This is a genomic window from Mesorhizobium sp. B3-1-6, assembly GCF_006439555.1.
Taxonomy (GTDB): Bacteria; Pseudomonadota; Alphaproteobacteria; order Rhizobiales; family Rhizobiaceae; genus Mesorhizobium.
On record NZ_VFTM01000032.1, the window covers coordinates 45,429 to 68,666 of the forward strand.

Sequence of the window (23,238 nt, forward strand, 5' to 3'; positions counted from 1 at the left end):
CTAGTCTTCGATCCCGCCCGTATGGGAATAGATCGTGTGACCCATCATGCTCTCGCCGGCGGCCAGCTCGACGATGCTCTTCATGTAATCGGCGAAGCGGGGATCGCCGCGGAAGGCGGCGATGTCCTCCGCCGAACGCCATTGCGAGATATTGGCGACCTTGCTGCCGTCGTCGCCGACGACCACCGACGACGACAGCGAGCCCGGCTGCTTGCTGAAGAAGGCCCTCGTTCCCTCGGCAAGCGTGTTGGCGAGTTCCTGCTGCTTGCCCGGCTTGGCGGTGAAGACGTTGATCAGGGTCACTGTGGTCGACATGGCTTGGCTCCGTTTGTCCTGATGGCGGAGGCCGTCGCGGCTCCCGCATCTGTTACGACCCTCAAGACGAAGCCGGAATCGAAAACGGAACGGTGCGGGTGAAAAAAATTTCGATGGAACCACGAAATCCTCAGCCCATTGCGCCCGCGAGCTGCCGCAAGGCGGCAATGACCACCGCCGAATCCGCCAGCGCGCCGAAGACGCCGTCCTCGACCGTCACCATATGCAGCGCGGCTTCATGCGCATACTGGTCGCCGCTGGCGCAGGCGTCCGCAATCGTCAGGCACTGGAAGTTGCGGTCGCAGGCCTCGCGCAATGTGGTGTGCACGCAGACATCCGTCGTGCAGCCGGTGAACAGGAGATGCGTGATGCCACGCGCCCGCAAAACAAGCTCCAGATCCGTATAGGTGAAGGCGCTGTTGCAGGTCTTGTCGATGATGATGTCCTGCGGCGCCACGTCGATGTCCGCGGATATCTGGAAGCCCGGGCCGGAGCGCAGCAGGACATCGGTGCCGTCGAGGCCAGCCCGCTTGCGGCGCCATTTTTCGTAGGGCGTCATGTCGGCCATGTCGGCGCGATAGCCCTGCCTGGTGTGGATGATGGTTAGGCCGGCGGTTCGAGCGGCCTCGATCAGCCGGTTGACCGCCGGCAGGATGGCTCTCAGCGGCGATGGATCGTAGCCCTTCCTGGCGAAGTAGCCGGTCGGCGACAGGAAATCCTCCTGCAGGTCGATCACCAGCAGCGCCGTGTGCTGCGGCACCAGCCTGCCGTCATAGGGAAAGTCGAAGGGTATCGCCTTGATCATCGGCCGCCTGCCTTGGTTGTTGTGCGCGCATCGTGCCCAGCAACTGCCATGCCGTCCAGACCTTGCAGCGTGCCGAACCGATATTGGGGAACGCGTTGCAATTGTTGATAACCGCAGTCACCTTTATAGTTGACTTGCAAAGTCATGTTTCATAGTCAACCGGCATTGGCCGCCTGGCACCTGCCTTGGATGGCGGCCGCTGCGTTGGAGGCAGATGTTGGCCGGAGCGGGGACAGGCTTTCATGTCGACGCCGTGCGCTTCGCCGTCGACGGACGCACGCTGCTCGGTCCGGTCTCGCTTGAGCTGCGCCGTTCCCGCGTTTACGGCCTTGTCGGCCACAACGGCTCGGGCAAGTCCACCCGTCCAGCCGATCGGATATGTGCAATGATGAAGCAAGGACGAGCCTTGTCCCGAAACGGTCTTTTCGCGGCGCTGGCCGCGTCCCTCATTCTTTCGGCCGGCCTCGCCAAGGCGCAGGAACAGCCGGCGGCGCCCACCGTGCAGGCCCCCCTCGAGCAGGCTCCGGCAGCGCAAGCACCGGTCGCTCCGGCCCTGCAAATGCCGGCGGCGCCGGCGCCAGTCGCCACGCCGGTGGAACCGGGCATCCAGCCGGCCCCGAACAGCGCCACAGGCGAAGAGCGCTCCATCTCGCTGGCACTGCCGCATGACCTTTCGCCCTGGGGCATGTTCATGAATGCCGACATCGTCGTGAAGGCGGTGATGGTGGGGCTGGCCTTCGCTTCCCTCGTCACCTGGACGATCTGGCTCGCCAAGTCGCTGGAGGTCTTGGGCGGCAAGCTGAGGGCCCGCCGCGCCGCCGATGCGATCGGCAACGCCGCGACGCTGATGCAGGCCGGCCGGGAGCTTGGCCACAGCGGCGGCCCAGCCGCGCTTCTGGTGCGGGCGGCGGAAGAAGAAAGAGCGCTTTCGGCCGGCGCGCTCGACCATGCCTCCGGCGATGGCCTGAAGGAACGCGTCGCCTCGCGGCTTTCACGCATCGAGGCGGCGGCGGCCCGGCGCATGTCGCGCGGCACCGGCCTGCTCGCCACCATCGGCTCGACGGCGCCCTTCGTGGGCCTGTTCGGCACCGTCTGGGGCATCATGAACGCCTTCATCGGCATCTCGCAGGCGCAGACCACCAATCTGGCAGTCGTGGCGCCCGGCATCGCCGAGGCGCTGCTTGCCACCGCTATGGGCCTTGTCGCGGCCATTCCGGCAGTCGTCATCTACAACGTCTTCGCGCGCTCGATAGCCGGCTACAGGCAGATCCTGGCCGACGCCTCAGCCGGCGTCGAGCGGCTGGTCAGCCGCGACCTCGATTTCCGCACTGTGCCGCCGGCAACGGCCATGGCTGCGGAGTAACGGCGATGGCGGCGCGGATTCGCGAGACTGCCGGCGACGATCTCGAGGAAAGCCACGACATCAATGTCACGCCGTTCATCGACGTCATCCTGGTGCTGTTGATCATCTTCATGGTGGCGGCGCCGCTGGCGACCGTGGACGTCAATGTCGACCTGCCCGGATCGACGGCAACGCCGGCGCCGCGACCCGAGACACCGCTGTTCTTGACTTTGAAAACCGATCTCACGCTGGCGATCGGCAATGACGGCGTGCCCCGTCCAGCCTTTGCCGGCGTGCTCGACAACCGCACCAAGGGCGACAAGCAGACACGCATCTTCCTGCGCGCCGACAAGACGGTCGGCTATGGCGACCTGATGGAAGTCATGAACCTGCTGCGCCGCGCCGGCTATCTCAAGGTCGCGCTGGTCGGCCTCGAAACAGCTGGCGATGCCGGCGGGCGGGCCGTGCCCGAAATGCCCGCGGCCGGCGCGAACCTCGTCCCGGCGCCGGGCGGAAACTCGGCGCCATGACGGTCGCCGCCCTTTCCCGGATTTCCCAGCCGCGCTTCGGCGCGCGTGAGGCCGGCCTGTGGACGAGCGCCGCCGCGATCATTCTGGCCGCCCATGTGGCGGTTGCCTATGCGGTGCAGAACCTGAGTTTCGCCGAAATGCAGGATGGCGGTCCGCCGCCGGCGCTGGCGGTCGAGATGGCGCCGCTGGTCATCGCGCCCGCCGTGCCGGAAGAGGCGGCGATGCTGGACATGGTGACGCCGGAGCCGCCCGATGCGGCGGACACGGAAAAGCCCGTCGAGGTAAAACCGGTGACCGACCCGGCGCCGGCGGTGGAACAGGCCGAGCCGGTGACCGAACAGCCATCCGATGGCGACGATACGCAAGAAGCCGAGCAGACCGCGCCGGCGGAACAGGCCATTGCCGCGCTGAGCGAGCAGAAGCCGCTGGACGAGGCCGTGCCGGACCCTGTCGAGGCGATCGCCCCGGACGTCGTCATTCCGCTGCCGCAACCGAAACCGGTGGAAGCGGAGGTGAAGGTGCAAAAGCCGGCAGAACCCAGGAAGAAGGCCGAGAAGAAACCGGTCGGAAAACCGAAAGAACGAGTCAGGAAGGAAAGGGCGCCTCCACCCAGGGCGACGACCACCGCCAGCATCGACGCCAAGGCGGCGGCGAAGGCGGCAGCACCCCGGTCCTCGGATGCGGCGCCGCGCTCCAGCGTCAGCCCGTCGCGCTGGAATTCCACCCTGGCTGCATGGATCAGGCGGCACACCCGCTATCCGAGCGCGGCGCGCTCAAGGCGGGCCGAGGGCACGCCGAGCGTGACCTTCACGGTCGACACCTCCGGCAGGGTGGTCTCGGCCCGACTGGCGCGATCCTCGGGCGACGGCGATCTCGACCGCGCGGCGCTCGGCGCCTTACGGGGCGCCTCCGTGCCGGCCCCCCCGGCCGGACTCGGCGCGCGCGTCACCCGCACCGCGCCCTTCGTCTTCAGCCTGCGGGACTAGATGGCCTTCAACTTTCAGGCTTGACTGACGGACGGTAGGGAATAGGGTAGCTCGACGAAAATACCGGCTTTGGTCGCCGGGCGGCAAGAATGCCTCGTATGCCTCGCCCATCCGGCGCTGGCTGCGAGGCTTTTTCATTTTTGGGGCCTTGCTTGAAACGACGTATCGAGATCGGCATCCTCTATTCCCGGTCAGGCAGCTATCAGCTCGTCTCCGACGCCTGCCGGCTGGGGGCGATGCGCGCGATCGCCGACATCAACGCCGATCGCGCGCAAAGCATCGAGCTCGTCCCGATCGAGCGCGATCCGCAAAGCAACGCCGACCGCTACGCGACGCTCTGCGAAGACATCTTCCGCACCAGCAGCGCCCGCCATGTCGTCGGCTGCATCACCTCCTGGAGCCGCAAGGAGACCATTCCCGTGCTGGAGAAGGCGGGCGGCATGCTCTGGTATGCCTGCCCGTATGAAGGCTTCGAGGCCAACGAGCATGTCGTCTACATGCATGCCTGCCCGAACCAGCATCTGGTGCCGCTGATGGCTCATGTCGCGCCGCGTTTCGGCGCCAACGGCTTCCTGCTCGGCTCGAACTACATATGGGGCTGGGAGATGAACCGCGTCGCGCGCGACCTGATCGCCGACGCCGGCGGCAAGGTGCTCGGCGAACGCTATCTGCGCATCGGCGAGACCGGCGTTTCGCGCCTGATCGACGAAATCCGCGTCACGCGGCCGAATTTCATCCTCAACAACCTGATCGGCACCTCGTCCTATGCTTTCCTCGCTGCCTATCGCGACCTGGGACGAGAGGATGCGGCCTTCAAGCCTGGCGCCTGCCCGGTGATTTCGTGCAATCTCACCGAGGGCGAGCTGCCGGCAATCGGCGAAACGGGCAAGGGCCATCTGTCGGCCGGGCCTTATTTCGCGCCGCGCCCGGCCGCCTTCGCCTCGTCCTTCGAAGCCTCCGCCTATGCCTCGGTGCAGGTGATGGCGGACGTGCTTGCCGGCAACCCGGACGCCGGCCCGGCGGAATTCTCGAAAGCCTTCGCCGAGCGCCGCTTCGCGACCCGCCTCGGGCCGATCGCCATCGATCCGCACACCCAGCATGCGACCCTGCCGGTGATCATCGGGCGTATTGCCGACGGCTTCTTCGAGGTGGTGAGCCGCGAGGAAGAGGTGGCGCCCGACCCCTATCTTTCGCGCTACGATCCGGCCAAAGTCTTCGGCCGTCCGCGGCTCAGGGTGGTGTCGTGAGCCGCGCCGCGCGCATCCCCAATCTCGGCGGCGCCAAGGCCTTCGTGCTGCATCGTCCGCACACCACGGTGCAGGCGATCACCAGGCAGTTGTCGGCGATCGGCCTCGCGGCGGTCGAGTGCTGGCCGCATCTGCCGGCGGAGGCGCTGGCAGCGGATTTCGTGTTCTTCGACGCCGACCTCGGCTTCGACGAGCAGTTCCCGTGGAAGCCCGGCGAGGCGCCGATGCCGCTGGTGGCGCTGATCGGCTCGGAGGCGCCGGGCCGTATCGAATGGGCGCTGTCGCACAAGGCCGATGCGCAATTGCTGAAACCGGTCGGGACCGCCGGCGTCTACAGCGCGCTGCTGATCGCCCGGCAGAGTTTCGAGGCGCGCAGGCAGCTTGCCGGCGAGATCACGTCGTTGCGCCAGCGGGTCGGCGAGCGCCAGACCATCGTGCGTGCGGTCGCGGCTTTGTCGAAAGGCAGCGACGACGACCGCGCCTACGCGCAGCTCAGATCGCTGGCGATGAACTGGCAGATCAGCGTCGAGGAAGCGGCCCGGCGCATCGTGGCGATGACCGAAGCGGAGGGCGGCGATGACCAATCCCATCGCGCCTGACCTTTCGACGGGCCGGATGCCGGCAAAGCCGCGCGCTGGCGTCTGGCGCCGGCTGGTCAGGCGGCCGCTGGCGCTGCTCGGGCTGTTCATTATCGCCATCGTGCTCGCCGGCGCCATCCTCGCCCCATGGCTGACCGGCTACGATCCCAACGAGCAGATGTTCGACGGCCTGACGCTCGAAGGCTCGCCGCTGCCGCCGAACGCCAAGTTCTGGCTGGGCACCGACCTGCTCGGCCGCGACCTGTTGACCCGCATCCTGTTCGGCGCGCGCACCTCGCTGATCATCGGCATCGTCGCCAACGGCGTGGCGCTTCTGATCGGCACGCTGGTCGGCGTCACGGCGGGCTATTTCCGGGGCTGGATCGGCAGCGCGCTGATGCGCTTCACCGACCTGATGATGGCCTTTCCCGCGCTGCTTTTAGCCATCTGCCTGGCGGCGGTGTTCGAGCCGAGCCTGTGGATCGTCGCCATGGTGATCGCGCTGGTCAACTGGGTGCAGACCGCGCGCGTCATCTACACCGAAACCTCGTCGCTCTCCGAGCGCGAGTTCATCGATGCCGAGCGCACGATAGGGGCGAGCGCGCCGCGTATTCTCAGCCGCCACATCCTGCCGCATCTCCTGCCGACCATCATCGTCTGGGGCACACTCGGCATCTCGACCACGGTGCTGCTCGAAGCCACGCTCAGCTATCTCGGCATCGGCGTGCAGCCGCCGACGGCGTCGTGGGGCAACATCATCTTCGAGAACCAGACCTATTTCCAGGCGGCGCCCTGGCTGGTGTTCTTCCCCGGCGCGGCGATCCTGGCGCTGGCGCTGGCCTTCAACCTGATCGGCGACGCGCTGCGCGACATCCTCGACCCGACGCAAAGAGGGCGGGAATAATGGGGGGCCGATCATGATTGCCTATCTCGGCCGCCGGCTCATCCAGTCGCTGCTCATCCTGCTCGGCGTCTCGCTGATCACCTTCGCGCTGCTCTATCTTTTGCCGGCCGATCCGGTGCGCCAGATCGCCGGGCGCAGCGCCACCCCCGAAACGGTGGAGAACATCCGCCGCCAGCTCGGCCTCGACCAGCCCTTCATCGTCCAGTACTGGCACTATCTCACGAGGCTCGTCAGTGGCGATCTCGGCCGCTCCTACATCCAGCGCTCGGAAGTCACCGAACTCATCGTCTCGCGGCTGCCGGCCAGCCTGCTGCTGATGGTCGGCGCCATCCTTTGCGAGCTGGCGATCGGCCTCACCATGGGGCTGATCGCCGCCGTCAGGCGCGGCACCGCCACCGACCAGACCCTGATGGTCGCCTCCTTCGTCGGCGTCTCGGCGCCGCAATTCGTCGTCGGCCTGCTGCTGCTCTACGTCTTCGCCGTCAGGCTCGGCTGGTTCCCGATCGGCGGCTACGGCGGCTGGCGCCACCTCGTGCTGCCGTCGCTGACCATGGGCATACTCGGCGCCGGCTGGTATGCGCGCATGATGCGCTCGTCGATGATCGACGTGCTGCGCCAGGACTATATGCGAACCGCCCGCGCCAAGGGCCTGGCGCGCGGCGCCATCCTGTTCCGTCACGCGCTGCCCAACGCCATCCTGCCGGTCGTCGCCATGATCGGCATCGACGTCGGCATCTTCATGGGCGGCATCGTGGTGGTCGAAAGCGTGTTCGGCTGGCCGGGCATCGGCCAGCTCGCCTGGCAGGCGATCCAGCGCGTCGACATCCCGATCATCATGGGCGTCACCCTGGTCTCGGCCTTCGCCATCGTGCTCGGCAACCTTTTGGCCGACATCATCGCCCCCTTCATCGACCCCCGGATTAAACTCAGATGAAAATGAAAACCGAACAGAGAAAGGGAACATAAAAATGAAAAAGTTTCTCGCATCCACCGTCGCGGCATCGGCGCTGGCGCTGATGCTCGGCATGGCAAACGCGCGCGCCGAAGACGCGGTCGACCCGAACATCAAGCAGGGCGGCGCCATCACCATCACCTACAAGGACGATGTCGCGACCCTCGACCCGGCGATCGGCTATGACTGGCAAAACTGGTCGATGATCAAGAGCCTGTTCGACGGGCTGATGGACTATGAGCCCGGCACCACAAAGCTCAAGCCCGACCTCGCCGAGAGCTACGAGATCTTGCCGGACGGCAAGACCTTCACCTTCAAGCTGCGCCATGGCGTGAAGTTCCATAACGGCCGCGAGATGACCGCCGACGACGTCAAATATTCGCTCGACCGCGTCACCAACCCGAAGACGCAAAGCCCTGGCGCTGGCTTCTTCGGCTCGATCAAGGGTTACGACGATGTCGCCGCCGGCAAGGCCGACAGCCTCTCCGGCGTCACCGTGGTCGACCCCTACACGATCAAGTTCGAGCTGACCCGGCCGGACGCCACCTTCCTGCATGTCATGGCGATCAACTTCTCGCATGTCGTGCCGAAGGAGGAGGTCGAGAAATACGGCGCCGACTTCGGCAAGCATCCGGTCGGGACCGGCGCCTTCAAGCTCGCCGAATGGACGCTCGGCCAGCGCATCGTCTTCGAGCGCAATCCCGATTACTGGCACAAGGGCCTGCCGCATCTCGACAAGATCACCTTCGAGATCGGCCAGGAGCCGATCGTGGCGCTGCTGCGCCTGCAGAAGGGCGAGATCGACGTCCCCGGCGACGGCATTCCGCCGGCCAAGTTCCAGGAGGTGATGAACGATCCTGAGCAGAAGGCCCGCGTCGTGGTGGGCGGACAGCTGCACACCGGCTACGTCACCATGAACACCACCATGGCGCCCTTCGACAATGTCAAGGTGCGCCAGGCTGTCAACATGGCGATCAACAAGGGCCGCATCGTCCAGATGATCAACAATCGCGCGGTGCCGGCCAACCAGCCGCTGCCGCCCTCGATGCCCGGCTACGACAAGGCGTTCAAGGGTTATGCCTATGACGTCGCCAAGGCCAAGGCCCTGCTCGCCGAGGCCGGCCATCCCGACGGCTTCGAGACGCAGCTCTTCGCCATGAACACCGATCCCAATCCGCGCATCGCCCAGGCGATTCAGCAGGATCTGGCGGCCATCGGTATCAAGGCCAGCATCCAGTCGCTGGCCCAGGCCAATGTGATCGCCGCCGGCGGCGACAAGGCCGGCGCGCCGATGATCTGGTCGGGCGGCATGGCCTGGATCGCCGACTTCCCGGATCCCTCCAATTTCTACGGCCCGATCCTCGGTTGCGCCGGCGCTGTGCCCGGCGGCTGGAACTGGTCGTGGTATTGCAACAAGGATCTCGACGCCAAGGCGGCCGAGGCCGATTCCGTCGTCGACCCGGCCAAGTCCGAGGAACGCGAGAAGATGTGGAGCGCGATCTATGACAAGATCATGGAGGACGCGCCCTGGGCGCCGGTCTTCAACGAGCAGCGCTTCACGCTGAAATCAGCCCGCATGGGCGGCGCCGACAATCTCTATGTCGACCCGGTCCATATCCCGATCAACTACGACAATGTGTATGTGAAAGATGTGCAGTAACTGCGACTACACCATCCACGGGCACCATCACCATTTCGGCTGGGACAATTCCTTCGCCCCGGCCGAACGGGTGGCGCCCGGTTCAACGATCGAGTTCCAGTGCCTAGATGCGGCGGGTGGCCAGCTCCAGGCCGACAGCACGGTCGCCGACGTGGCCCGGCTCGACTTCTCCAAGGTCAACCCGGTGACCGGGCCGATCTTCGTCGAGGGTGCCGAGCCCGGCGATGCGCTGAAGGTGACGATCGAGATGTTCAAACCGTCCGGCTTCGGCTGGACGGCGAACATCCCGGGCTTCGGCCTGCTCGCCGACGACTTCAAGGAACCGGCGCTCAACATCTGGACATACGACGCCGGCTCGCTCGAGCCGGCGTTGTTCGGAAAGAACGCCCGCGTGCCGCTGAAACCGTTCGCCGGCACCATCGGCAACGCGTTGGCCGAGATGGGCCTGCATTCGGTGGTGCCGCCACGGCGTGTCGGCGGCAATCTCGACATCCGCGACCTTGCCGCGGGCACCACGCTCTATCTGCCGGTGGAAGTGCCGGGCGCGCTGTTCTCGGTCGGCGACACTCATGCCGCGCAAGGCGACGGCGAGGTATGCGGCACGGCGATCGAGAGTCCGATGGACGTCGTGCTGAAGCTCGACCTGGTGAAGGACGCGCGGCTGAAGACGCCGCGTTTCACCACGCCCGGCCCGGTGACGCGGCATCTCGACACCAAGGGCTACGAGGTGACGACGGGCATCGGACCGGACCTGATGGCCGGGGCCAGAGAGGCAGTCAGCCAGATGGTCGACCTGCTGTCCGCCCGTTACAAGCTCGACCCGGTCGATGCCTACATGCTGGTCTCGGTCTGCGGCGATCTCAGGATCAGCGAGATCGTCGACATGCCGAACTGGGTGGTGTCGTTCTACTTCCCGCGCTGCGTCTTCGAATGAGCGCAGCCGTGGTCGACGAACACGCTGACGCCGCCGCAAAGGCGGCCGCGGGGCCGGTGCTCGAAATCACCGACCTCTGCGTCGGCGTGCGCGGGGAGGACGGCGAGCGCGAAGTCGTGTCCGGCCTGTCGCTGTCGCTCAGACGCGGCGAGACGCTGTGCATCGCCGGCGAGTCCGGTTCCGGCAAGTCGATGACGGCGCTGGCGATCATGCAGCTCCTGCCGCAGCCGGCCGGCCGCATCGCTTCCGGGACAATCCGGCTCTTCGACAAGGATGGCAGTGCCATCGAACTGACGGCGCTCGACGAGCGCCGCATGCGCGACATTCGGGGCGATCGCATCGCCATGATCTTCCAGGAGCCGATGACCTCGCTCAATCCGGTGCTGTCGATCGGCCGGCAGCTCACCGAATCGATCGAAGCGCATACCGGCCTTTCCCACGCCGAGGCGCAACGGCGCGCGGTCGAGGCGCTGAAGGCGGTTCGAATTTCCGAAGCCGAAAGCCGGCTGAAGCAGTTTCCGCACGAATTGTCGGGCGGCATGCGCCAGCGAGTGATGATCGCCATGGCGCTGGCGCTGGAGCCCGACGTGCTCATCGCCGACGAGCCGACGACGGCGCTCGACGTCACGGTCCAGGGCGAGGTGCTGGAGCTGCTGCGCGACCTGCAGCGCCAGCACGGCACCAGCGTGATCCTCATCACCCACGACATGGGCGTCGTCGCTGAAATGGCCGATAGGGTCATCGTCATGCGCAACGGCCGCATGGTCGAGGAAGGCGCCACCGCCGACATTTTCGCCAGGCCGCGGGCCGCCTATACGCAAGAATTGCTGGCCGCCGTTCCGCGCATCGGCTCGGGCGCTGGTCGGCGCGTCACGGGAGGGGCAGCCGGCGCAACCGGTCAGGACAAGGTGGCGGTGGTGAACGACCTCCATGTCCGCTTCGACCTGCGCGGCGGCTTCTTCGGTCGCGTCAACCGGCGGGTCCACGCCGTCGAGGGCGTCAGCTTCTCGATCGCGCCCAACGAGACGCTGGCGCTGGTTGGCGAATCCGGCTGCGGCAAGTCCACCACCGCCAAGGCGCTGGCCGGCCTCGTGCCCTATACGGGCGGCGTGACGATCGGCGGCCGCGAGCTCTCCGGGCTTGGCGGCGACGCGCGCAAGGCGGTGCGCCGCGACGTGCAGATGGTGTTCCAGGATCCTTACGCTTCGCTCGATCCGCGCATGCGCGTCGGCGATCTGGTGGCCGAGCCGCTTCTGATCCACGGCATCGGCTCACAGCAGGAACGTCAGAGCCAAGTGGCTGCCCTGTTCGAGCGGGTCGGCCTGTCGGCAGCACAGATGGAGCTCTATCCGCATGAATTCTCTGGGGGCCAGCGCCAGCGCATCTGCATCGCCCGGGCGCTGGCGCTAAGGCCGAAGCTGATCATCGCCGACGAGAGCGTGTCGGCTCTCGATGTCTCGGTGCAGGCGCGCGTGCTCGATCTTTTGAAGGAGCTGCAACGCGAATTCGGCGTCGCCTATCTCTTCATCTCGCATGACATGGCGGTGGTCGAGAACATCTCGGACCGCGTCGCCGTCATGTATCTCGGCCAGATCGTCGAGATCGGCAGCCGCGACCAGGTCTTTTCCAACCCGCGCCATCCCTACACGGGGCGGCTTATCGAGGCGGTGCCGGTTCCCGATCCGTCACGACGCCGGACACGCTTTTCCCGTCTCGACCGCGAAATTCCAAGCGCGACCCGGCGGATCGGCGAAACCGTGCCGAAACTTGTGCTCAAGGATTTCGGCGGCGGGCATCTCGCCGCCGTCGGAGATTGATCGGAGCCACGCAGCTGGCCGCATTCCGGCCTGTGACCGATCTTGCTTGCGGGCGGCGATCTGTCCGTTTCGGGATGTGCCCGAATGATGATAAGGCCTGAGACCGCCACTCATCTGTTTCGGGATTCCAATGTCGGTCCTCACACGCCGCAAACTCCTGCAGGGCGCCGCGGCCGCCGGCGCGGCCGGTATCGGCCTCTCGGCTGCCGGCAAGTTTGCCGGCTGGGCGGCGCCGAAGCCCGAGCCGCTGGTCCTGAAGACCGCGAGCATCGAGGCGCAACTGATGGAGGGTGCGCCGACGAAGAATGTGCTGACCTACGGCGAAGCCGGCATGCCGCCGGTGGTCAGGATGAGGAAGGGCGAGCCGTTCGCCGCGCGGCTGATCAACGGCATCGACGATCCGACGACCATCCACTGGCATGGCATCCGCGTTCCCAACAAGATGGATGGCGTGCCGTTCCTGGTGCAGCCCTATGTCTATCAGGGCGACCGTTTCGACTACGCGTTTTCGCCGCCCGACGCCGGCACGTTCTGGTACCACCCGCATTGCAACACGCTGATCCAGATGGGTCACGGCCTGACCGGCGTGATCGTGGTCGAGAACCCGAACGACCCGGTCTTCGATGTCGAGATGGTCGTCAACCTGCGCGACTGGCGGCTTGGCGACGACGGCCAGTTCATCGAGCCGTTCAGGCCGCGCGACGCGGCAAGGGCCGGCACCTTCGGCACGGTGCGCACCGCCAACTGGCTCGACCAGCCGCAATTCGATGCGCCGGCCGGCGGGCTGGTGCGGCTTAGGGCGGCCATCACCGACGTCACCCGCATCTATGCCTTCCGCGTCGACGGCGCCGAGGCGACGGTCATAGCGCTCGACGGCAACCCGGTGCCGCAACGGTTTACGCCGGATGCCCTGCAACTGGGACCCGGCCAGCGGCTCGAGCTTGCCATCCGCATGCCCGACGAGGAGGGCGCGATCGTCAGCCTGCGCGACGTCCGGGGCACCAAGCCGAAAATCCTGGCGACGCTGCGTTCGGTCGGCGAATCGCTCAGGCACGATCTGCGCGATCTCGGCCCGCTCGACGCCAATCCGGTGGCGGAGGTAGACCTTGCCGGCGCCAAGCGCATTCCGCTGGCGCTCAGCGCGACCGCCGAGAATGTCCCGGGCGACGGCATTTGCGGCTCGCTCGGCTACAGTTTCTGGGCGATCAACAAGGTGCCGTGGCCGGGCGACACGCCGGACCCCACCGCGCCGCTCGCCGAGCTGAAGCTCGGCCAAAGCTATGTCATCGACATGGAAAACCTCACCCCGCACGCGCACCCGATCCATTTGCACGGCATGAGCTTCAAGGTGCTGTCGTCATCGACCAGGGCAGTCCAGCCGCTGGTCTCCGACACCTATCTGATCCAGCCTGACGAGAAGGTGCAACTCGGCTTCGTCGCCGACAATCCCGGCGACTGGCTGCTGCATTGCCACATCATCGAGCACCAGAAGACCGGCATGACGAGCTATCTGCGGGTGACCTGAAGCCGTCTCGTTTTCGCGAGGCGGGTTGACCCCGCCGCTTGATTGCCTAGGTAGCCAACTGGGCAGGCCGGGCAACACGCAACTCCGACCGACGGCATGACATCTTCGCGCATTCGAAAACTTGCCCTTCTTGCGGCAGGCCTCCCCCTTCTGTCATCCTGCGTCATCCCTGACGATACGTCGCGGGTCGCGAAAGAGGACGTCACGACCTCTGCCGCCCGCAAGGAATTGGTCGGATTGAGCGAGGCCGACATTCGCATGTGCGCCGGCTTTCCGACCGCTACGGCGGATGTGGGTTCGTCCGGTCAGATCTGGACCTACCAGCGCACCGTGCAACGCGGCAATCTCAGCATTGCGGTGCCGACCTTGACCGCAGGCCCGATTCCCGCTGTCGGCGGATCAGTCAATGTTGCTCCCGGCGGCTATTGCAACACGCAGATACGCATGCTCGACGGCCACGTCGCCGAGGTCGCCTATGCCGGCGACAACAACTTGCCGAACAGCCGCGATGCACTCTGTGTCAGCACGGTGGACGCCTGCGTGGCCTATGCGCGCCAACGCCATTACAAGGCGCCGGCAGCATCCCGATAGGCGGGGCTAAGTGACACACCGTTGCGAGCGGATATTCTCGGACATCGGATGCGGGCATTGCTGTCCCGCTTGCTGACAGCTCTTTCCGCCAGGCCGAGATGCTCGATCTGCCTGCGCATCGAAGCCGCGTCCTTTCGAAGCCCTGCCCGGCGCTGAAACGACGACCGTTACTTCGATCGTCTGTCGCGCTGCGAGGAACGCCTTTCGATGTCCGTGACGGGCCTTTCCGCGCCGGCTTCAGCCTGCGCCCGAGGCGCATCCATAAGGTTTCGGACCTTGGCGTTGTTATGCGCGCGGACAACCGCGCGGGTGAAATGAAGCAGGGTTCCAAGCACTGACATTGGCATTACCTCCATTGGAATGGCTGACATGTCGCTGTCGTAGGGCGTGGCGGGCCGGGATCGGAAAAGCCCCCGTCGCGTTCGAAACGAAGGGCCAGGGCTGCTCAGCGCGTGCCGGCGAACACGATCCGCGCGAGCCGCGCCTTTTCGCGCGTGCCCTGCGCGGCCTCCCAGCCGATGTCCTTCTGCAGCTCGGGCGACAGGCTGTTCATGAGGCTTCTGGCTTTGGCGTCGTTATGCTGGCGCATGATGGAGCGGCCGAGATTTCCAAGCATGGACATTTCGCATTCCCCTGTTCCGTTGAGACGGCGTCGCGCCGTCGGATGCGGGATGAATACGCCCGGTCCGTTTCGCCGCAATGGCGCGCGAAATGGCCGATCGTTTCCAAACTCACGGGTTTGGAAACATGCGTATGCGAATGATCTTGGCCGGTGACATACGTGTGGAAAGGGGGCCGGACCTCTGCGTTCGGCGGATCCGACCCATCCAGGATTAACGGACGGAGCTCCTGCCTCCTACCTCTTCAGCGCGATGCTCATACCGCTGAGGTCGGCGTTGACCTGCAGGCCGACCTGCCGGCCGGTAAGCTCGAGCTGGGCGCCCTTGTCATTGGTCATGACGATCACCTGGGCGCCTCTGCCGAGCGCGCCGCCGCCGCCGGCTGCGCCGTAGACGCCTGTCACATCGCTGGCGCGTCGGATGTGGCGCACCCTGCCCTGGAAATAGGTCTTGGACGCGCCGAAGGCGAGGCCGCCCGAGACGCCGCCGATCGAGATCGGATAGCGCTTGCCATGGAAGGTCAGCGTGCCTTCGCCGCCGGAGCCGCCGATGAAGAAGGCGGCCTTGTAGACGGAAAAGCGGATCGTGCCGCTGTCGGCATGCGCGGCGCTGGTTATGCTCACGCCCGCGGCGGCGATTGCCGCGACCGCGACGGAACGGAACCTGGACGAAATCTGCATGGTGGAAACTCCTCGAGCATCGCCGCTTACCCAGCCGGCGGGGGCATATCAGCTTCAAAAGTATAGCTGAACCGTCTTGCCCCACCATTGGTTCCAGGCACGCGCCCGAAATCCGGCGGTCACAAAATGCTGAGCGAGGAAGGCGGAAGCGATGAGAAGCACTTGCTTGTGCTGGCTGGTGGAGCTGAGGGGGATCGAACCCCTGACCTCATCATTGCGAACGATGCGCTCTCCCAGCTGAGCTACAGCCCCGTTCCAGCGGATGGGCTTGTATCGGTCGCGGCCGTTTGATGTCAAGGCGAAACGATGGCCTGACGCCATGCGCCGAGGCCGGCGGGCCTTTGCCCGCTCGGCAAGCCCCGCGGGCCTTGCCCGCACGCCTAGCAATGGCTACATGTCGGCGACAATTTGGAGACCGGCATGATCGCCCTTATTCAGACCATCGTCATGGCGCTTGATATCTACTGGTGGATCATCATCGCCTCGGCGATCTTTTCGTGGCTCTACGCCTTCAACGTCGTCAATTCGCGCAACCAGTTCGTCGGTTCCGTCGGCAACATGCTCTACCGGCTGACCGATCCGGCCTTGCGCCCGATCCGCCGCTTCATGCCCGATCTTGGCGGCATCGACATTTCGCCGATCATCCTGCTTCTGATCCTTTTCTTCATCCGGCAGTTTCTCGTTACCACCGTCTGGTCCTGGGTCGTGACCGGCGGCTGATGAGCCCGTCGTTCCGGCTGCGCGAGAACGGCATCGACCTTTACGTGCGGCTGACGCCGAAGGCGGCGCTCGACCGGATCGACGGCGTCGAGACCACCGTCGATGGCCGCAGTCACCTTAAAGCCCGCGTGCGCGCCGTGCCGGAGAACGGCGCCGCCAATCAAGCGCTGGAACGGATGATGGCCAAGGCGTTGGGTGTTCCGGCGTCGGGCGTTTCGGTGGTTGCCGGCGGCACCTCGCGGCTGAAGACGCTGCGGATAGTGGGTGATGGGGCCGAGCTGGCGAAAAGCGTCGAAGCTCTGATCGGATAATCTAAATTTGAGATGCAGGCGGGACGGGCCCCCTCTGTCCTGCCGGACAGAGGCTACAGCATGCACACATTTCCAGGCGGCTGGCCTTTGGCGATAGCGTGCGTAGCAGCTTGGCGCTTGCGTTATCCTATGCTGCGCTGGTCGACCCCCACTCCGTCTCGGCTTCGCCGAGCCACCTCTCCCCCGATCGACGGGGTAGAGGAAGGCGTGCCAAGCTTTTTGCCGTCAATGCTCGTCCAGCAACGCTCCCTTCCTTTCCCTCCGGAGGGGGGAAAGGTGGCGCTGCGAAGCAGCGACGGATTGGGGGAACCACCTGGCAATCAAGCCTCGGCCTGATCGGTCACGCCAGAAGAGGCGTGCATCGCGTAGCGGCCAGAGGAGGGCGCGAGGGATCGCCAGCGCTGACGGCGCAAGCCACTGCAACCGCTCAGTCCCCCAGCGGCAGCCTCGGATCGTCCACCTTCAGCGTGTTCACGCTCTGCTTGATGCGGCGCAAATTCTCCAGCACTTTCGGGCCGCGTGATTCCGCCACCGTGGTGGCGATCATGTCGAGGATGGCCAAAAGCGCGTAGCGCGACGAGGTCGGCTTGTAGATGTTGCCGTCCTCGACCGACTGCAAAAGGATCACCGTGTCGGCAACCTTGGCCAGAGCCGAATCCGGCGCTGTGATGGCGACGGTGGCGGCGCCATATTGCTGCGCCACCTCGACCGCCTCGATCACCGAGCGCGCATAGCCCGATACCGAGAAGGCGACCAGCGTCGTCTCGGGCGTCGCCACCGCGGCATACATGCGCTGCAGCTGGCCGTCGATCTGGGCGAGCGCCGACAGGCCGAGCCGGAACAGCCGGTTCTGCATCTCGGTCGCCATCATCGAGGAAATGCCGCCCGAGCCGATGCACAGCACGTTGCCGGAAGCGGCGATGCGGGCGGCGACATCCATCAGCGTCGTCATATCGAGGTTTTCGCTGGCGCGCTGGATGGCGGCGATCGCCGCTTCGGTTATCGCCGAGGCGATGCGCTGCTCGCGCGCGTCGCGGCTGAGCGGCTCCGGCGACAGATACTGGCCGCCGATGGCGATCGCCTGCGCCAGGTAGAACTTGAAATCGCGCAGGCCCTCGCAGCCGAGATTGCGGCAGAAGCGGGTGACGGTCGGCTCGCTGACCCCGACGCGCGCGGCGATCTCCGAGATCGCGGCCTTGGAGGCGAAATCGAGGTCGGAAAGCACCAGTCCGGCTAGCCGGCGATCCGACTTGGTGCCGTCCTGCGACATCAATTGCAGGCGGGTGATGATGTCGGCCGGGGTCTTCATGTCATCATCTCAGAGCGGCAGGCCCGTCGACTTGTCGAAGAGGTGGATGTTGCGCGGGTCGACGCTCACCGGCAGCCGGTCGCCCGGCTTTACCTGCAGCCGGTCGCGGAACACCGCGCGCACCGTGTCATCGCCGACCGAGCCATAGACATGCGTTTCCGACCCGGTCGGCTCGACGACATCGACCTTGATGGCGATGGCGTCGTCGCCGGCGCCAACCACGAAATGCTCGGGCCTGATGCCGGCCTCGACCGTGTCGCCGCCGGACGTGGCCTTGCCCGAGAGCGCCAGGCGGCCGCCGCTCGTCGTTTCAAACCAGGAGTTGGCTCCGGCCGTCTTCAGCGCGCCGGAGACGAAACTCATCGAGGGCGAGCCGATGAAGCCGGCGACGAATTTGTTGGCCGGCCGGTCGTAGAGCTCCAGCGGCTGGCCGACCTGCTGGATGCGGCCGCGATCCATCACGACGATGCGGTCGGCCATGGTCATCGCTTCGATCTGGTCGTGGGTGACGTAGACGATGGTCGATTTCAGCCGCTGGTGGAGCGCCTTGATCTCGGTGCGCATCTGCACGCGCAATTGCGCGTCGAGATTGGAAAGCGGCTCGTCGAAGAGGAAGACCGAAGGCTCGCGCACGATGGCACGGCCCATGGCGACGCGCTGGCGCTGGCCGCCCGACAATTGCCTTGGATAGCGATCGAGATAGGAGAAGAGGTTGAGCACGCCCGACGCCTTCTTGACCTTCTCGTCGATCGCGGCGCGGTTCTCGCCGCGGATTTTCGGGCCGAAGCCGATATTTTCCGCAGCCTTCAAATGCGGGAACAGCGCGTAGGACTGGAACACCATGGCGATGTTGCGCTTCTGCGGCGGCAGCTCGTTGGCGCGCGTGCCGCCGATGACGAGATCGCCGGAGGTGATCGCCTCCAGCCCTGCCAGCATGCGCAACAGGGTGGACTTGCCGCAGCCGGACGGGCCGACCAGCACGACGAACTCGCCGGTCCGGATATCGAGGTTGATGTCCTCGAGGATTTTGTGCTGGCCGAAGGATTTCGACAGGTTGCGGAACTGGACGTCGGTCATGGTCACGCTCCCAATATATCGTCGATGAAAGGCAGGTAGCCGGCCGTCAGTCCGGCGTCCACGGGCACCACGGCACCTGTTATGCCGGAAGCGCGCTCGGAGGCAAGGAAGGCGACGGCCTCGGCCACTTCCCGTGCGTTGACGATGCGGCCGAGTGGATAGAGCCGCTGCAGCCGGCCGAGGATCTCGGGATCCTTGGCCAGGCGATGGTCCCAGGCGGCGGTGCGGATCGACCCCGGGCACACGACATTGGCCCGCAACCCGCTGCGGCCGAGCTCGACGGCGACCGATTTGGCATAGGCGTTGATGCCGGCCTTGGCCGCGGCATAGGCCGGATTGCCGAAATGCGCGATGGCGTTGACCGAGGAAATGAAGACGACGCTGCCCGAACCGCGCCCGGCCATCGCCTTGATCAGCGGATCGGCAAAAGTCATCACGCCGGTCAAATTGAGGTCGAGCTCCTGCTCGATTTTGTCCGCCGTCAGCGCCTTCAAGGTCTCGGCGCGCGTCCAGCCGGCATTGTTGATCAGGATGTCGGGGACGCCGTCCTTGTCGAGCAGCGCGGGGATCGCCGCTTCGATCGAGGCCCGGTCGAGCAGGTTTAAGACATGGCGCGACGCGACATGCGGACTGGCCAGCGCTTCCGTCGACTGGTCGCAGCCGACGATTCGCGCGCCGCGCTCCGCCATGAGCTCAACGATCGCCGAACCGAGGCCGCCGCCGGCGCCGGTGACGACAATTGTCTTGCCTTCGAACTCGGCTTTCGAACCCAATTTGCCCGCTCCTCCACCCTCATTTTAAGCCGGCAGGCTAACCAAGCAAATGTAATTAAGCAACATGATAATCCGCTTGCATGACACGAAATGATGGATAATGTAGGAAAGTAACATAAATCCTGCGCCCCAAGGGTCCAGGCGCCAACGTGCATCAATGGGAGAGATCAGATGAGCCTTGCGAAATGGACTGTCGGCCTGTTGGCCGGAATGAGCATGCTGGCTTTTGCCGCACCTGCCGGTGCCGGCGAGGTGCGCGTCACCGTCGCCGAATACAGCGCCAAGACCGGCCCCTATTTCGAGGAAGTGAAGAAGGAATTCGAGGCGGCCAATCCCGGCATCACCATCAAGTATGAAGTGGTGCCATGGGATGTGCTCCTGCAGAAGCTCACCACCGACATCACCGCCGGCACCAATGCCGATCTTTCGATCATCGGCACGCGCTGGCTGATCGACTTCGTCCAGCAGGATGTCGCCGAGCCGCTCGACAGCTACATCAAGCCCGAGTTCAAGGACCGCTTCATCGACACCTTCCTGCAGCCCTCGATCATGGACGGCCACACTTACGGCCTGCCGATCGCGGCTTCGGCGCGCGCCATGTATTACAACAAGGAGCTGTTCGAGAAGGCCGGCATCGCCAAGCCGCCGGCGACCTGGACCGAGTTGCAGGAAGACGCCCGCAAGATCAAGGCTCAAGGCGCTTTCGGCTTCGGCCTGCAGGGCAAGGAGATCGAGACCGACGTCTATTACTATTATGCGATGTGGTCGCAGGGCACCGAGATCCTCAACAAGGACGGCACGTCCGGCCTGAGCACGCCCGGCGCGCTCGAAGCCGCCAAGCTCTACAAGTCGATGATCGACGAGGGCCTGACGGAGCCGGGCGTCACCTCCAACAACCGCGAGGACGTGCAGAACCTGTTCAAGCAGGGCAAGGTCGGCATGATGATCACCGCGCCCTTCCTGTCCAACCAGATCAAGGATGAAGCGCCGAACCTCAAATACGGCGTCGCGGCCATCCCGGCCGGTCCGACCGGCGCGCGCGGCACCTATGGCGTCACCGATAGCATCATCATGTTCAAGAACTCCAAGAACAAGGACGAGGCCTGGAAGCTGCTCGACTTCCTGTTCACCAAGGAGCAGCGCGCCAAGTTCACGCAAGGCGAAGGCTTCCTGCCGGTGAACAAGGAAGAGGCGAAGATGGACTATTACGTCAACAACGCCGACCTCGCCGCCTTCACCGCGCTCTTGCCCGACGCCCGCTTCGCGCCGGTCATCCCCGGCTGGGAAGAGATCGCCCAGATCACGTCGGACGCCATGCAGAAGATCTATCTTGGCGGCGACCCCGAGGCCGGTTTGAAGGACGCGGCGGCCAAGGCCGACGCCGTGCTGAAAAAGAAATAAGGGCGTATCTCCCTGCGCCCCGTGGCGCGCTCCACCCCGTCGGAGCGCGCCACACCTTTTTGGTCTTCAGCAGAAAGACAGATCATCGATGTCAGCGCCTTCCAGCCAGCCTCCTTCCTCTCCCTCCGGAGGGGGGAGAGGTGGCTCGGCGAAGCCGAGACGGAGTGGGGGAACCACCTGGCAACCGCCGCGAACGGACACACGAAGGGCACTCGGCGCAAGCATCACCTCCCCCTGCCCCCCAAGGGTCGACCCCCACTCCGTCGAGCTTCGCTCGACACCTCTCCCCCGATCGACGGGGGAGAGGAAGGGCTCTCTTCCGCAACCGCCGCGGAGGACGGGCGCACAGGATAGGAACAGCGCCGCCACTTGGAAGGAATCCTGAAGCGGTCTCCTGAGAAGAACGAGGCGGGATCAAGTCAATCTGTTAAGTCAGCGCCATCCACCCGCAACGCGGTATGACCAGCCGATGCAAAATCGTTTCCTGCCCTATCTGCTGACGCTCCCCAGCCTGCTCTTGGCGGCGGTGGTGATCTTCTGGCCGGTCTGGGATCTGCTGCAGATCTCGACGCATGACGTCAACCGCTTCGGCCAGTTGCGCGAGTTCAGCGGCTTCGCCAACTTCGCCGAGTTGTTCGCCGATCCGGATTTCGTCGCGGCGCTCTGGCGCACCGGGCTGTGGACCGTGCTGGTGGTCGGCGGCGCGCTGCTTTTGTCGGTCCCGGTGGCGATGATCCTCAACATGGATTTTTATGGCCGCGGCCTCGCCCGCGTCATCATCATGCTGCCCTGGGCAGTGTCGCTGACCATGACCGCGGTGGTCTGGCGCTGGGCGCTCAGCGGCGAGAGCGGCATGTTGAATTCGGCGCTGATGAAGCTCGGCCTGATCAGCCAGAACATCCAGTGGCTTGCGAGCGCCGAGACCGCCTTCCCGATGCAGGTGCTGATCGGCATATTGGTGACGGTACCCTTCACCACCACGATCTTCCTCGGCGGCCTGTCCTCGATCCCCGACGATCTCTATGAGGCCGCGGCACTCGAGGGCGCCACGCCTTTCCAGCAGTTCCGCGAGATCACGTTTCCGCTCTTGAAACCCTTCATCAACATCGCGATCGTGCTCAACACCATCTACGTGTTCAACTCCTTCCCAATCATCTGGGTGATGACTCAAGGGGGGCCGGCGAACTCGACCGACATATTGGTCACGCATCTCTACAAGCTCGCCTTCCGCATCGGTAAGCTGGGCGAAGCCTCGGCGGTGTCGCTGGTGATGTTCGCCATCCTGCTCGTCTTCACCATGATCTATGTGCGGCTTGCCATGCGGGAGCAGCGCGCATGACCAGCAAGCTGAAACGCACCATCATCGCCTGGCTGCTGCTTTTGCCATTGATCGTGGTGACGATCTTTCCCTTCGCCGTGATGTTCCTCACCGCCGTCAAGCCGCGCACGGAGGTGCTCACCCCCACCTGGTGGCCGAGCGAATTCCGCTGGTCGAATTTCGCCGACATGTGGGTGGCGACCGGCTTCGGCCAAGCCCTCGTCAACTCGCTCTATGTCTCGGCGCTGGCGACCATCGGCGCCATCCTGATCTCGGTGCCGGCGGCCTATGCGATGTCGCGCTTTCGTTTTGCCGGCTATGGCGCGTTCCGCCAGTTCCTTTTGATCTCGCAGATGATCTCGCCGATCGTGCTGGTGCTCGGCCTGTTCCGCCTGATGGCCGCCTGGGGCCTGGTCGAATCGACCACCGCGCTCGGCTTCATCTACATGGCCTTCAACGTCGCCTTCACGGTGTGGATGCTGCAGAGCTATTTCGACACCATTCCGCGCGACCTCGAGGAGGCCGCCTGGATGGAAGGCGCCGGCCGCTGGCTGACCTTGCGCAAGGTCTTCCTGCCGCTCTGCCTGCCGGCGATCGCCGTGACGGCGATCTTCACCTTCATCAACGCCTGGAACGAGTTTGTCGTCGCGCTCACCATGCTGCGCAGCCAGGAAAGCTACACGTTGCCGATCCAGGTTTTCTCGCTGGTCGCCGGCCGCTATACGATCGAATGGCACCATGTCATGGCAGCCACGCTGCTGGCGACACTGCCGGTGGCGATCCTCTTCATCTGGCTGCAGCGCTATCTGGTCCGCGGACTGGCGCTCGGCGCCGTCAAATAGC

24 protein-coding genes and 1 tRNA gene are annotated in these 23,238 nt (G+C 65.2%); 17 read left to right on the top strand and 8 right to left on the bottom strand.

The genetic code is table 11. The annotated features are described in order from the left end of the window. Together FJ414_RS31905 and FJ414_RS24890 are read right to left on the bottom strand one after the other, a co-directional pair. The gene (locus FJ414_RS31905) at positions 1 to 315 is read right to left on the bottom strand and encodes an antibiotic biosynthesis monooxygenase (protein WP_140647021.1); all 315 of its coding nucleotides are present in this window, start codon (positions 313 to 315) and stop codon (positions 1 to 3) included. Between the two features lie 130 nt (positions 316 to 445). Continuing rightward, a complete protein-coding gene (locus tag FJ414_RS24890) occupies positions 446 to 1,120 on the bottom strand; it encodes an isochorismatase family cysteine hydrolase (RefSeq protein ID WP_140647022.1) in 675 nt (224 codons plus the stop codon). A 406-nt stretch (positions 1,121 to 1,526) separates the two neighbouring features. On the opposite strand from FJ414_RS24890, the gene exbB reads away from it, so the two are divergent. The 12 genes from exbB to FJ414_RS24950 all read left to right on the top strand — a co-directional run bounded on the left by exbB (position 1,527) and on the right by FJ414_RS24950 (position 14,186). After that, entirely contained in the window at positions 1,527 to 2,483 is a 957-nt protein-coding gene (exbB, locus tag FJ414_RS24895; RefSeq protein ID WP_140647054.1) for a tonB-system energizer ExbB, read from the top strand. Positions 2,484 to 2,488: 5 nt separating this feature from the next. Next, positions 2,489 to 2,992, top strand: coding sequence for a TonB system transport protein ExbD (exbD, locus tag FJ414_RS24900; RefSeq protein ID WP_140647023.1), 504 nt, complete (start codon positions 2,489 to 2,491; stop codon positions 2,990 to 2,992). Next, positions 2,989 to 3,978: an energy transducer TonB gene (locus tag FJ414_RS24905; protein WP_140647024.1), complete on the top strand. Its 990-nt coding sequence runs from the start codon at positions 2,989 to 2,991 to the stop codon at positions 3,976 to 3,978. The genes exbD and FJ414_RS24905 overlap by 4 nt, the downstream gene beginning before the upstream one ends. 152 nt (positions 3,979 to 4,130) lie before the next feature. Next, positions 4,131 to 5,225, top strand: a complete 1,095-nt coding sequence (locus FJ414_RS24910) for a transporter substrate-binding protein (RefSeq protein ID WP_140647025.1) — start codon at positions 4,131 to 4,133, stop codon at positions 5,223 to 5,225. Further along, on the top strand, positions 5,222 to 5,824 hold the full coding sequence (locus FJ414_RS24915) for an ANTAR domain-containing protein (RefSeq protein WP_140647026.1): 603 nt from the start codon (positions 5,222 to 5,224) through the stop codon (positions 5,822 to 5,824). Before FJ414_RS24910 ends, FJ414_RS24915 begins: the two co-directional genes overlap by 4 nt. Continuing rightward, positions 5,802 to 6,707, top strand: coding sequence for an ABC transporter permease (locus FJ414_RS24920; RefSeq protein WP_140647027.1), 906 nt, complete (start codon positions 5,802 to 5,804; stop codon positions 6,705 to 6,707). Before FJ414_RS24915 ends, FJ414_RS24920 begins: the two co-directional genes overlap by 23 nt. Before the next feature lie 13 nt (positions 6,708 to 6,720). Then, positions 6,721 to 7,641: an ABC transporter permease gene (locus tag FJ414_RS24925; protein WP_140647028.1), complete on the top strand. Its 921-nt coding sequence runs from the start codon at positions 6,721 to 6,723 to the stop codon at positions 7,639 to 7,641. 34 nt (positions 7,642 to 7,675) lie between these two features. Further along, positions 7,676 to 9,319, top strand: coding sequence for an ABC transporter substrate-binding protein (locus tag FJ414_RS24930; protein ID WP_140647029.1), 1,644 nt, complete (start codon positions 7,676 to 7,678; stop codon positions 9,317 to 9,319). Further along, complete coding sequence (locus FJ414_RS24935) at positions 9,309 to 10,253, top strand: acetamidase/formamidase family protein (RefSeq protein ID WP_140647030.1); 945 nt, start codon at positions 9,309 to 9,311, stop codon at positions 10,251 to 10,253. Before FJ414_RS24930 ends, FJ414_RS24935 begins: the two co-directional genes overlap by 11 nt. Beyond that, the gene (locus FJ414_RS24940) at positions 10,250 to 12,070 is read left to right on the top strand and encodes an ABC transporter ATP-binding protein (RefSeq protein WP_140647031.1); all 1,821 of its coding nucleotides are present in this window, start codon (positions 10,250 to 10,252) and stop codon (positions 12,068 to 12,070) included. Before FJ414_RS24935 ends, FJ414_RS24940 begins: the two co-directional genes overlap by 4 nt. Positions 12,071 to 12,200: 130 nt before the next feature. After that, positions 12,201 to 13,595 (top strand): multicopper oxidase family protein, encoded by a 1,395-nt coding sequence (locus FJ414_RS24945; RefSeq protein ID WP_140647032.1) that lies wholly within the window; start codon positions 12,201 to 12,203, stop codon positions 13,593 to 13,595. A gap of 96 nt (positions 13,596 to 13,691) precedes the next feature. After that, on the top strand, positions 13,692 to 14,186 hold the full coding sequence (locus FJ414_RS24950; RefSeq protein WP_140647033.1) for a hypothetical protein: 495 nt from the start codon (positions 13,692 to 13,694) through the stop codon (positions 14,184 to 14,186). A gap of 445 nt (positions 14,187 to 14,631) precedes the next feature. Here FJ414_RS24950 and FJ414_RS31590 read toward each other — a convergent pair whose 3' ends face one another. The 3 genes from FJ414_RS31590 to FJ414_RS24960 all read right to left on the bottom strand — a co-directional run bounded on the left by FJ414_RS31590 (position 14,632) and on the right by FJ414_RS24960 (position 15,738). After that, on the bottom strand, positions 14,632 to 14,808 hold the full coding sequence (locus tag FJ414_RS31590; RefSeq protein WP_181181708.1) for a hypothetical protein: 177 nt from the start codon (positions 14,806 to 14,808) through the stop codon (positions 14,632 to 14,634). A 234-nt stretch (positions 14,809 to 15,042) separates the two neighbouring features. Further along, a complete protein-coding gene (locus FJ414_RS24955; protein WP_140647034.1) occupies positions 15,043 to 15,486 on the bottom strand; it encodes a hypothetical protein in 444 nt (147 codons plus the stop codon). A 176-nt stretch (positions 15,487 to 15,662) separates the two neighbouring features. Beyond that, a tRNA-Ala gene (locus tag FJ414_RS24960) sits at positions 15,663 to 15,738 on the bottom strand. 168 nt (positions 15,739 to 15,906) lie between these two features. On the opposite strand from FJ414_RS24960, the gene FJ414_RS24965 reads away from it, so the two are divergent. Together FJ414_RS24965 and FJ414_RS24970 are read left to right on the top strand one after the other, a co-directional pair. Continuing rightward, positions 15,907 to 16,206, top strand: a complete 300-nt coding sequence (locus FJ414_RS24965; protein ID WP_127876481.1) for a YggT family protein — start codon at positions 15,907 to 15,909, stop codon at positions 16,204 to 16,206. Then, entirely contained in the window at positions 16,206 to 16,517 is a 312-nt protein-coding gene (locus tag FJ414_RS24970; RefSeq protein WP_140647035.1) for a DUF167 family protein, read from the top strand. Before FJ414_RS24965 ends, FJ414_RS24970 begins: the two co-directional genes overlap by 1 nt. Positions 16,518 to 16,944: 427 nt before the next feature. On the opposite strand, the gene FJ414_RS24975 is transcribed toward FJ414_RS24970, so the two are convergent. The 3 genes from FJ414_RS24975 to FJ414_RS24985 are packed head-to-tail and all read right to left on the bottom strand — an operon-like array spanning position 16,945 to position 19,676. Continuing rightward, positions 16,945 to 17,826 (bottom strand): MurR/RpiR family transcriptional regulator, encoded by an 882-nt coding sequence (locus tag FJ414_RS24975; protein WP_140647036.1) that lies wholly within the window; start codon positions 17,824 to 17,826, stop codon positions 16,945 to 16,947. A gap of 9 nt (positions 17,827 to 17,835) precedes the next feature. Further along, positions 17,836 to 18,903, bottom strand: a complete 1,068-nt coding sequence (ugpC, locus tag FJ414_RS24980) for a sn-glycerol-3-phosphate ABC transporter ATP-binding protein UgpC (protein ID WP_140647037.1) — start codon at positions 18,901 to 18,903, stop codon at positions 17,836 to 17,838. Positions 18,904 to 18,905: 2 nt separating this feature from the next. Further along, positions 18,906 to 19,676: an SDR family oxidoreductase gene (locus FJ414_RS24985; protein ID WP_140647038.1), complete on the bottom strand. Its 771-nt coding sequence runs from the start codon at positions 19,674 to 19,676 to the stop codon at positions 18,906 to 18,908. 171 nt (positions 19,677 to 19,847) lie between these two features. Here FJ414_RS24985 and FJ414_RS24990 point away from each other — a divergent pair, with 171 nt between their 5' ends. From FJ414_RS24990 to FJ414_RS25005, 3 genes are all read left to right on the top strand, one after another. Continuing rightward, complete coding sequence (locus tag FJ414_RS24990) at positions 19,848 to 21,077, top strand: sugar ABC transporter substrate-binding protein (protein WP_140647039.1); 1,230 nt, start codon at positions 19,848 to 19,850, stop codon at positions 21,075 to 21,077. A gap of 469 nt (positions 21,078 to 21,546) precedes the next feature. Continuing rightward, on the top strand, positions 21,547 to 22,416 hold the full coding sequence (locus tag FJ414_RS25000; protein ID WP_140647041.1) for a sugar ABC transporter permease: 870 nt from the start codon (positions 21,547 to 21,549) through the stop codon (positions 22,414 to 22,416). Then, positions 22,413 to 23,237 carry a carbohydrate ABC transporter permease gene (locus FJ414_RS25005; protein ID WP_140647042.1) on the top strand — a complete coding sequence of 275 codons (825 nt, stop codon included), beginning with the start codon at positions 22,413 to 22,415 and terminating at the stop codon, positions 23,235 to 23,237. The genes FJ414_RS25000 and FJ414_RS25005 overlap by 4 nt, the downstream gene beginning before the upstream one ends. Position 23,238: the final 1 nt, after the last annotated feature.

Bases quoted from the DNA above. Each gene is read 5' to 3' on its own strand.
- FJ414_RS24920 (WP_140647027.1), top strand. From the start codon at position 5,802: ATGACCAATCCCATCGCGCCTGACCTTTCGACGGGCCGGATGCCGGCA.
- FJ414_RS24925 (WP_140647028.1), top strand. From the start codon at position 6,721: ATGATTGCCTATCTCGGCCGCCGGCTCATCCAGTCGCTGCTCATCCTG.
- FJ414_RS25005 (WP_140647042.1), top strand. From the start codon at position 22,413: ATGACCAGCAAGCTGAAACGCACCATCATCGCCTGGCTGCTGCTTTTG.
- FJ414_RS24890 (WP_140647022.1), bottom strand. From the start codon at position 1,120: ATGATCAAGGCGATACCCTTCGACTTTCCCTATGACGGCAGGCTGGTG.
- FJ414_RS24935 (WP_140647030.1), top strand. From the start codon at position 9,309: ATGTGCAGTAACTGCGACTACACCATCCACGGGCACCATCACCATTTC.
- FJ414_RS24975 (WP_140647036.1), bottom strand. From the start codon at position 17,826: ATGAAGACCCCGGCCGACATCATCACCCGCCTGCAATTGATGTCGCAG.
- FJ414_RS25000 (WP_140647041.1), top strand. From the start codon at position 21,547: ATGCAAAATCGTTTCCTGCCCTATCTGCTGACGCTCCCCAGCCTGCTC.
- FJ414_RS24950 (WP_140647033.1), top strand. From the start codon at position 13,692: ATGACATCTTCGCGCATTCGAAAACTTGCCCTTCTTGCGGCAGGCCTC.
- FJ414_RS24940 (WP_140647031.1), top strand. From the start codon at position 10,250: ATGAGCGCAGCCGTGGTCGACGAACACGCTGACGCCGCCGCAAAGGCG.
- FJ414_RS24955 (WP_140647034.1), bottom strand. From the start codon at position 15,486: ATGCAGATTTCGTCCAGGTTCCGTTCCGTCGCGGTCGCGGCAATCGCC.
- FJ414_RS31905 (WP_140647021.1), bottom strand. From the start codon at position 315: ATGTCGACCACAGTGACCCTGATCAACGTCTTCACCGCCAAGCCGGGC.
- ugpC (WP_140647037.1), bottom strand. From the start codon at position 18,903: ATGACCGACGTCCAGTTCCGCAACCTGTCGAAATCCTTCGGCCAGCAC.
- exbD (WP_140647023.1), top strand. From the start codon at position 2,489: ATGGCGGCGCGGATTCGCGAGACTGCCGGCGACGATCTCGAGGAAAGC.
- FJ414_RS24905 (WP_140647024.1), top strand. From the start codon at position 2,989: ATGACGGTCGCCGCCCTTTCCCGGATTTCCCAGCCGCGCTTCGGCGCG.
- FJ414_RS31590 (WP_181181708.1), bottom strand. From the start codon at position 14,808: ATGTCCATGCTTGGAAATCTCGGCCGCTCCATCATGCGCCAGCATAAC.
- FJ414_RS24930 (WP_140647029.1), top strand. From the start codon at position 7,676: ATGAAAAAGTTTCTCGCATCCACCGTCGCGGCATCGGCGCTGGCGCTG.
- FJ414_RS24965 (WP_127876481.1), top strand. From the start codon at position 15,907: ATGATCGCCCTTATTCAGACCATCGTCATGGCGCTTGATATCTACTGG.
- FJ414_RS24970 (WP_140647035.1), top strand. From the start codon at position 16,206: ATGAGCCCGTCGTTCCGGCTGCGCGAGAACGGCATCGACCTTTACGTG.
- FJ414_RS24945 (WP_140647032.1), top strand. From the start codon at position 12,201: ATGTCGGTCCTCACACGCCGCAAACTCCTGCAGGGCGCCGCGGCCGCC.
- FJ414_RS24990 (WP_140647039.1), top strand. From the start codon at position 19,848: ATGAGCCTTGCGAAATGGACTGTCGGCCTGTTGGCCGGAATGAGCATG.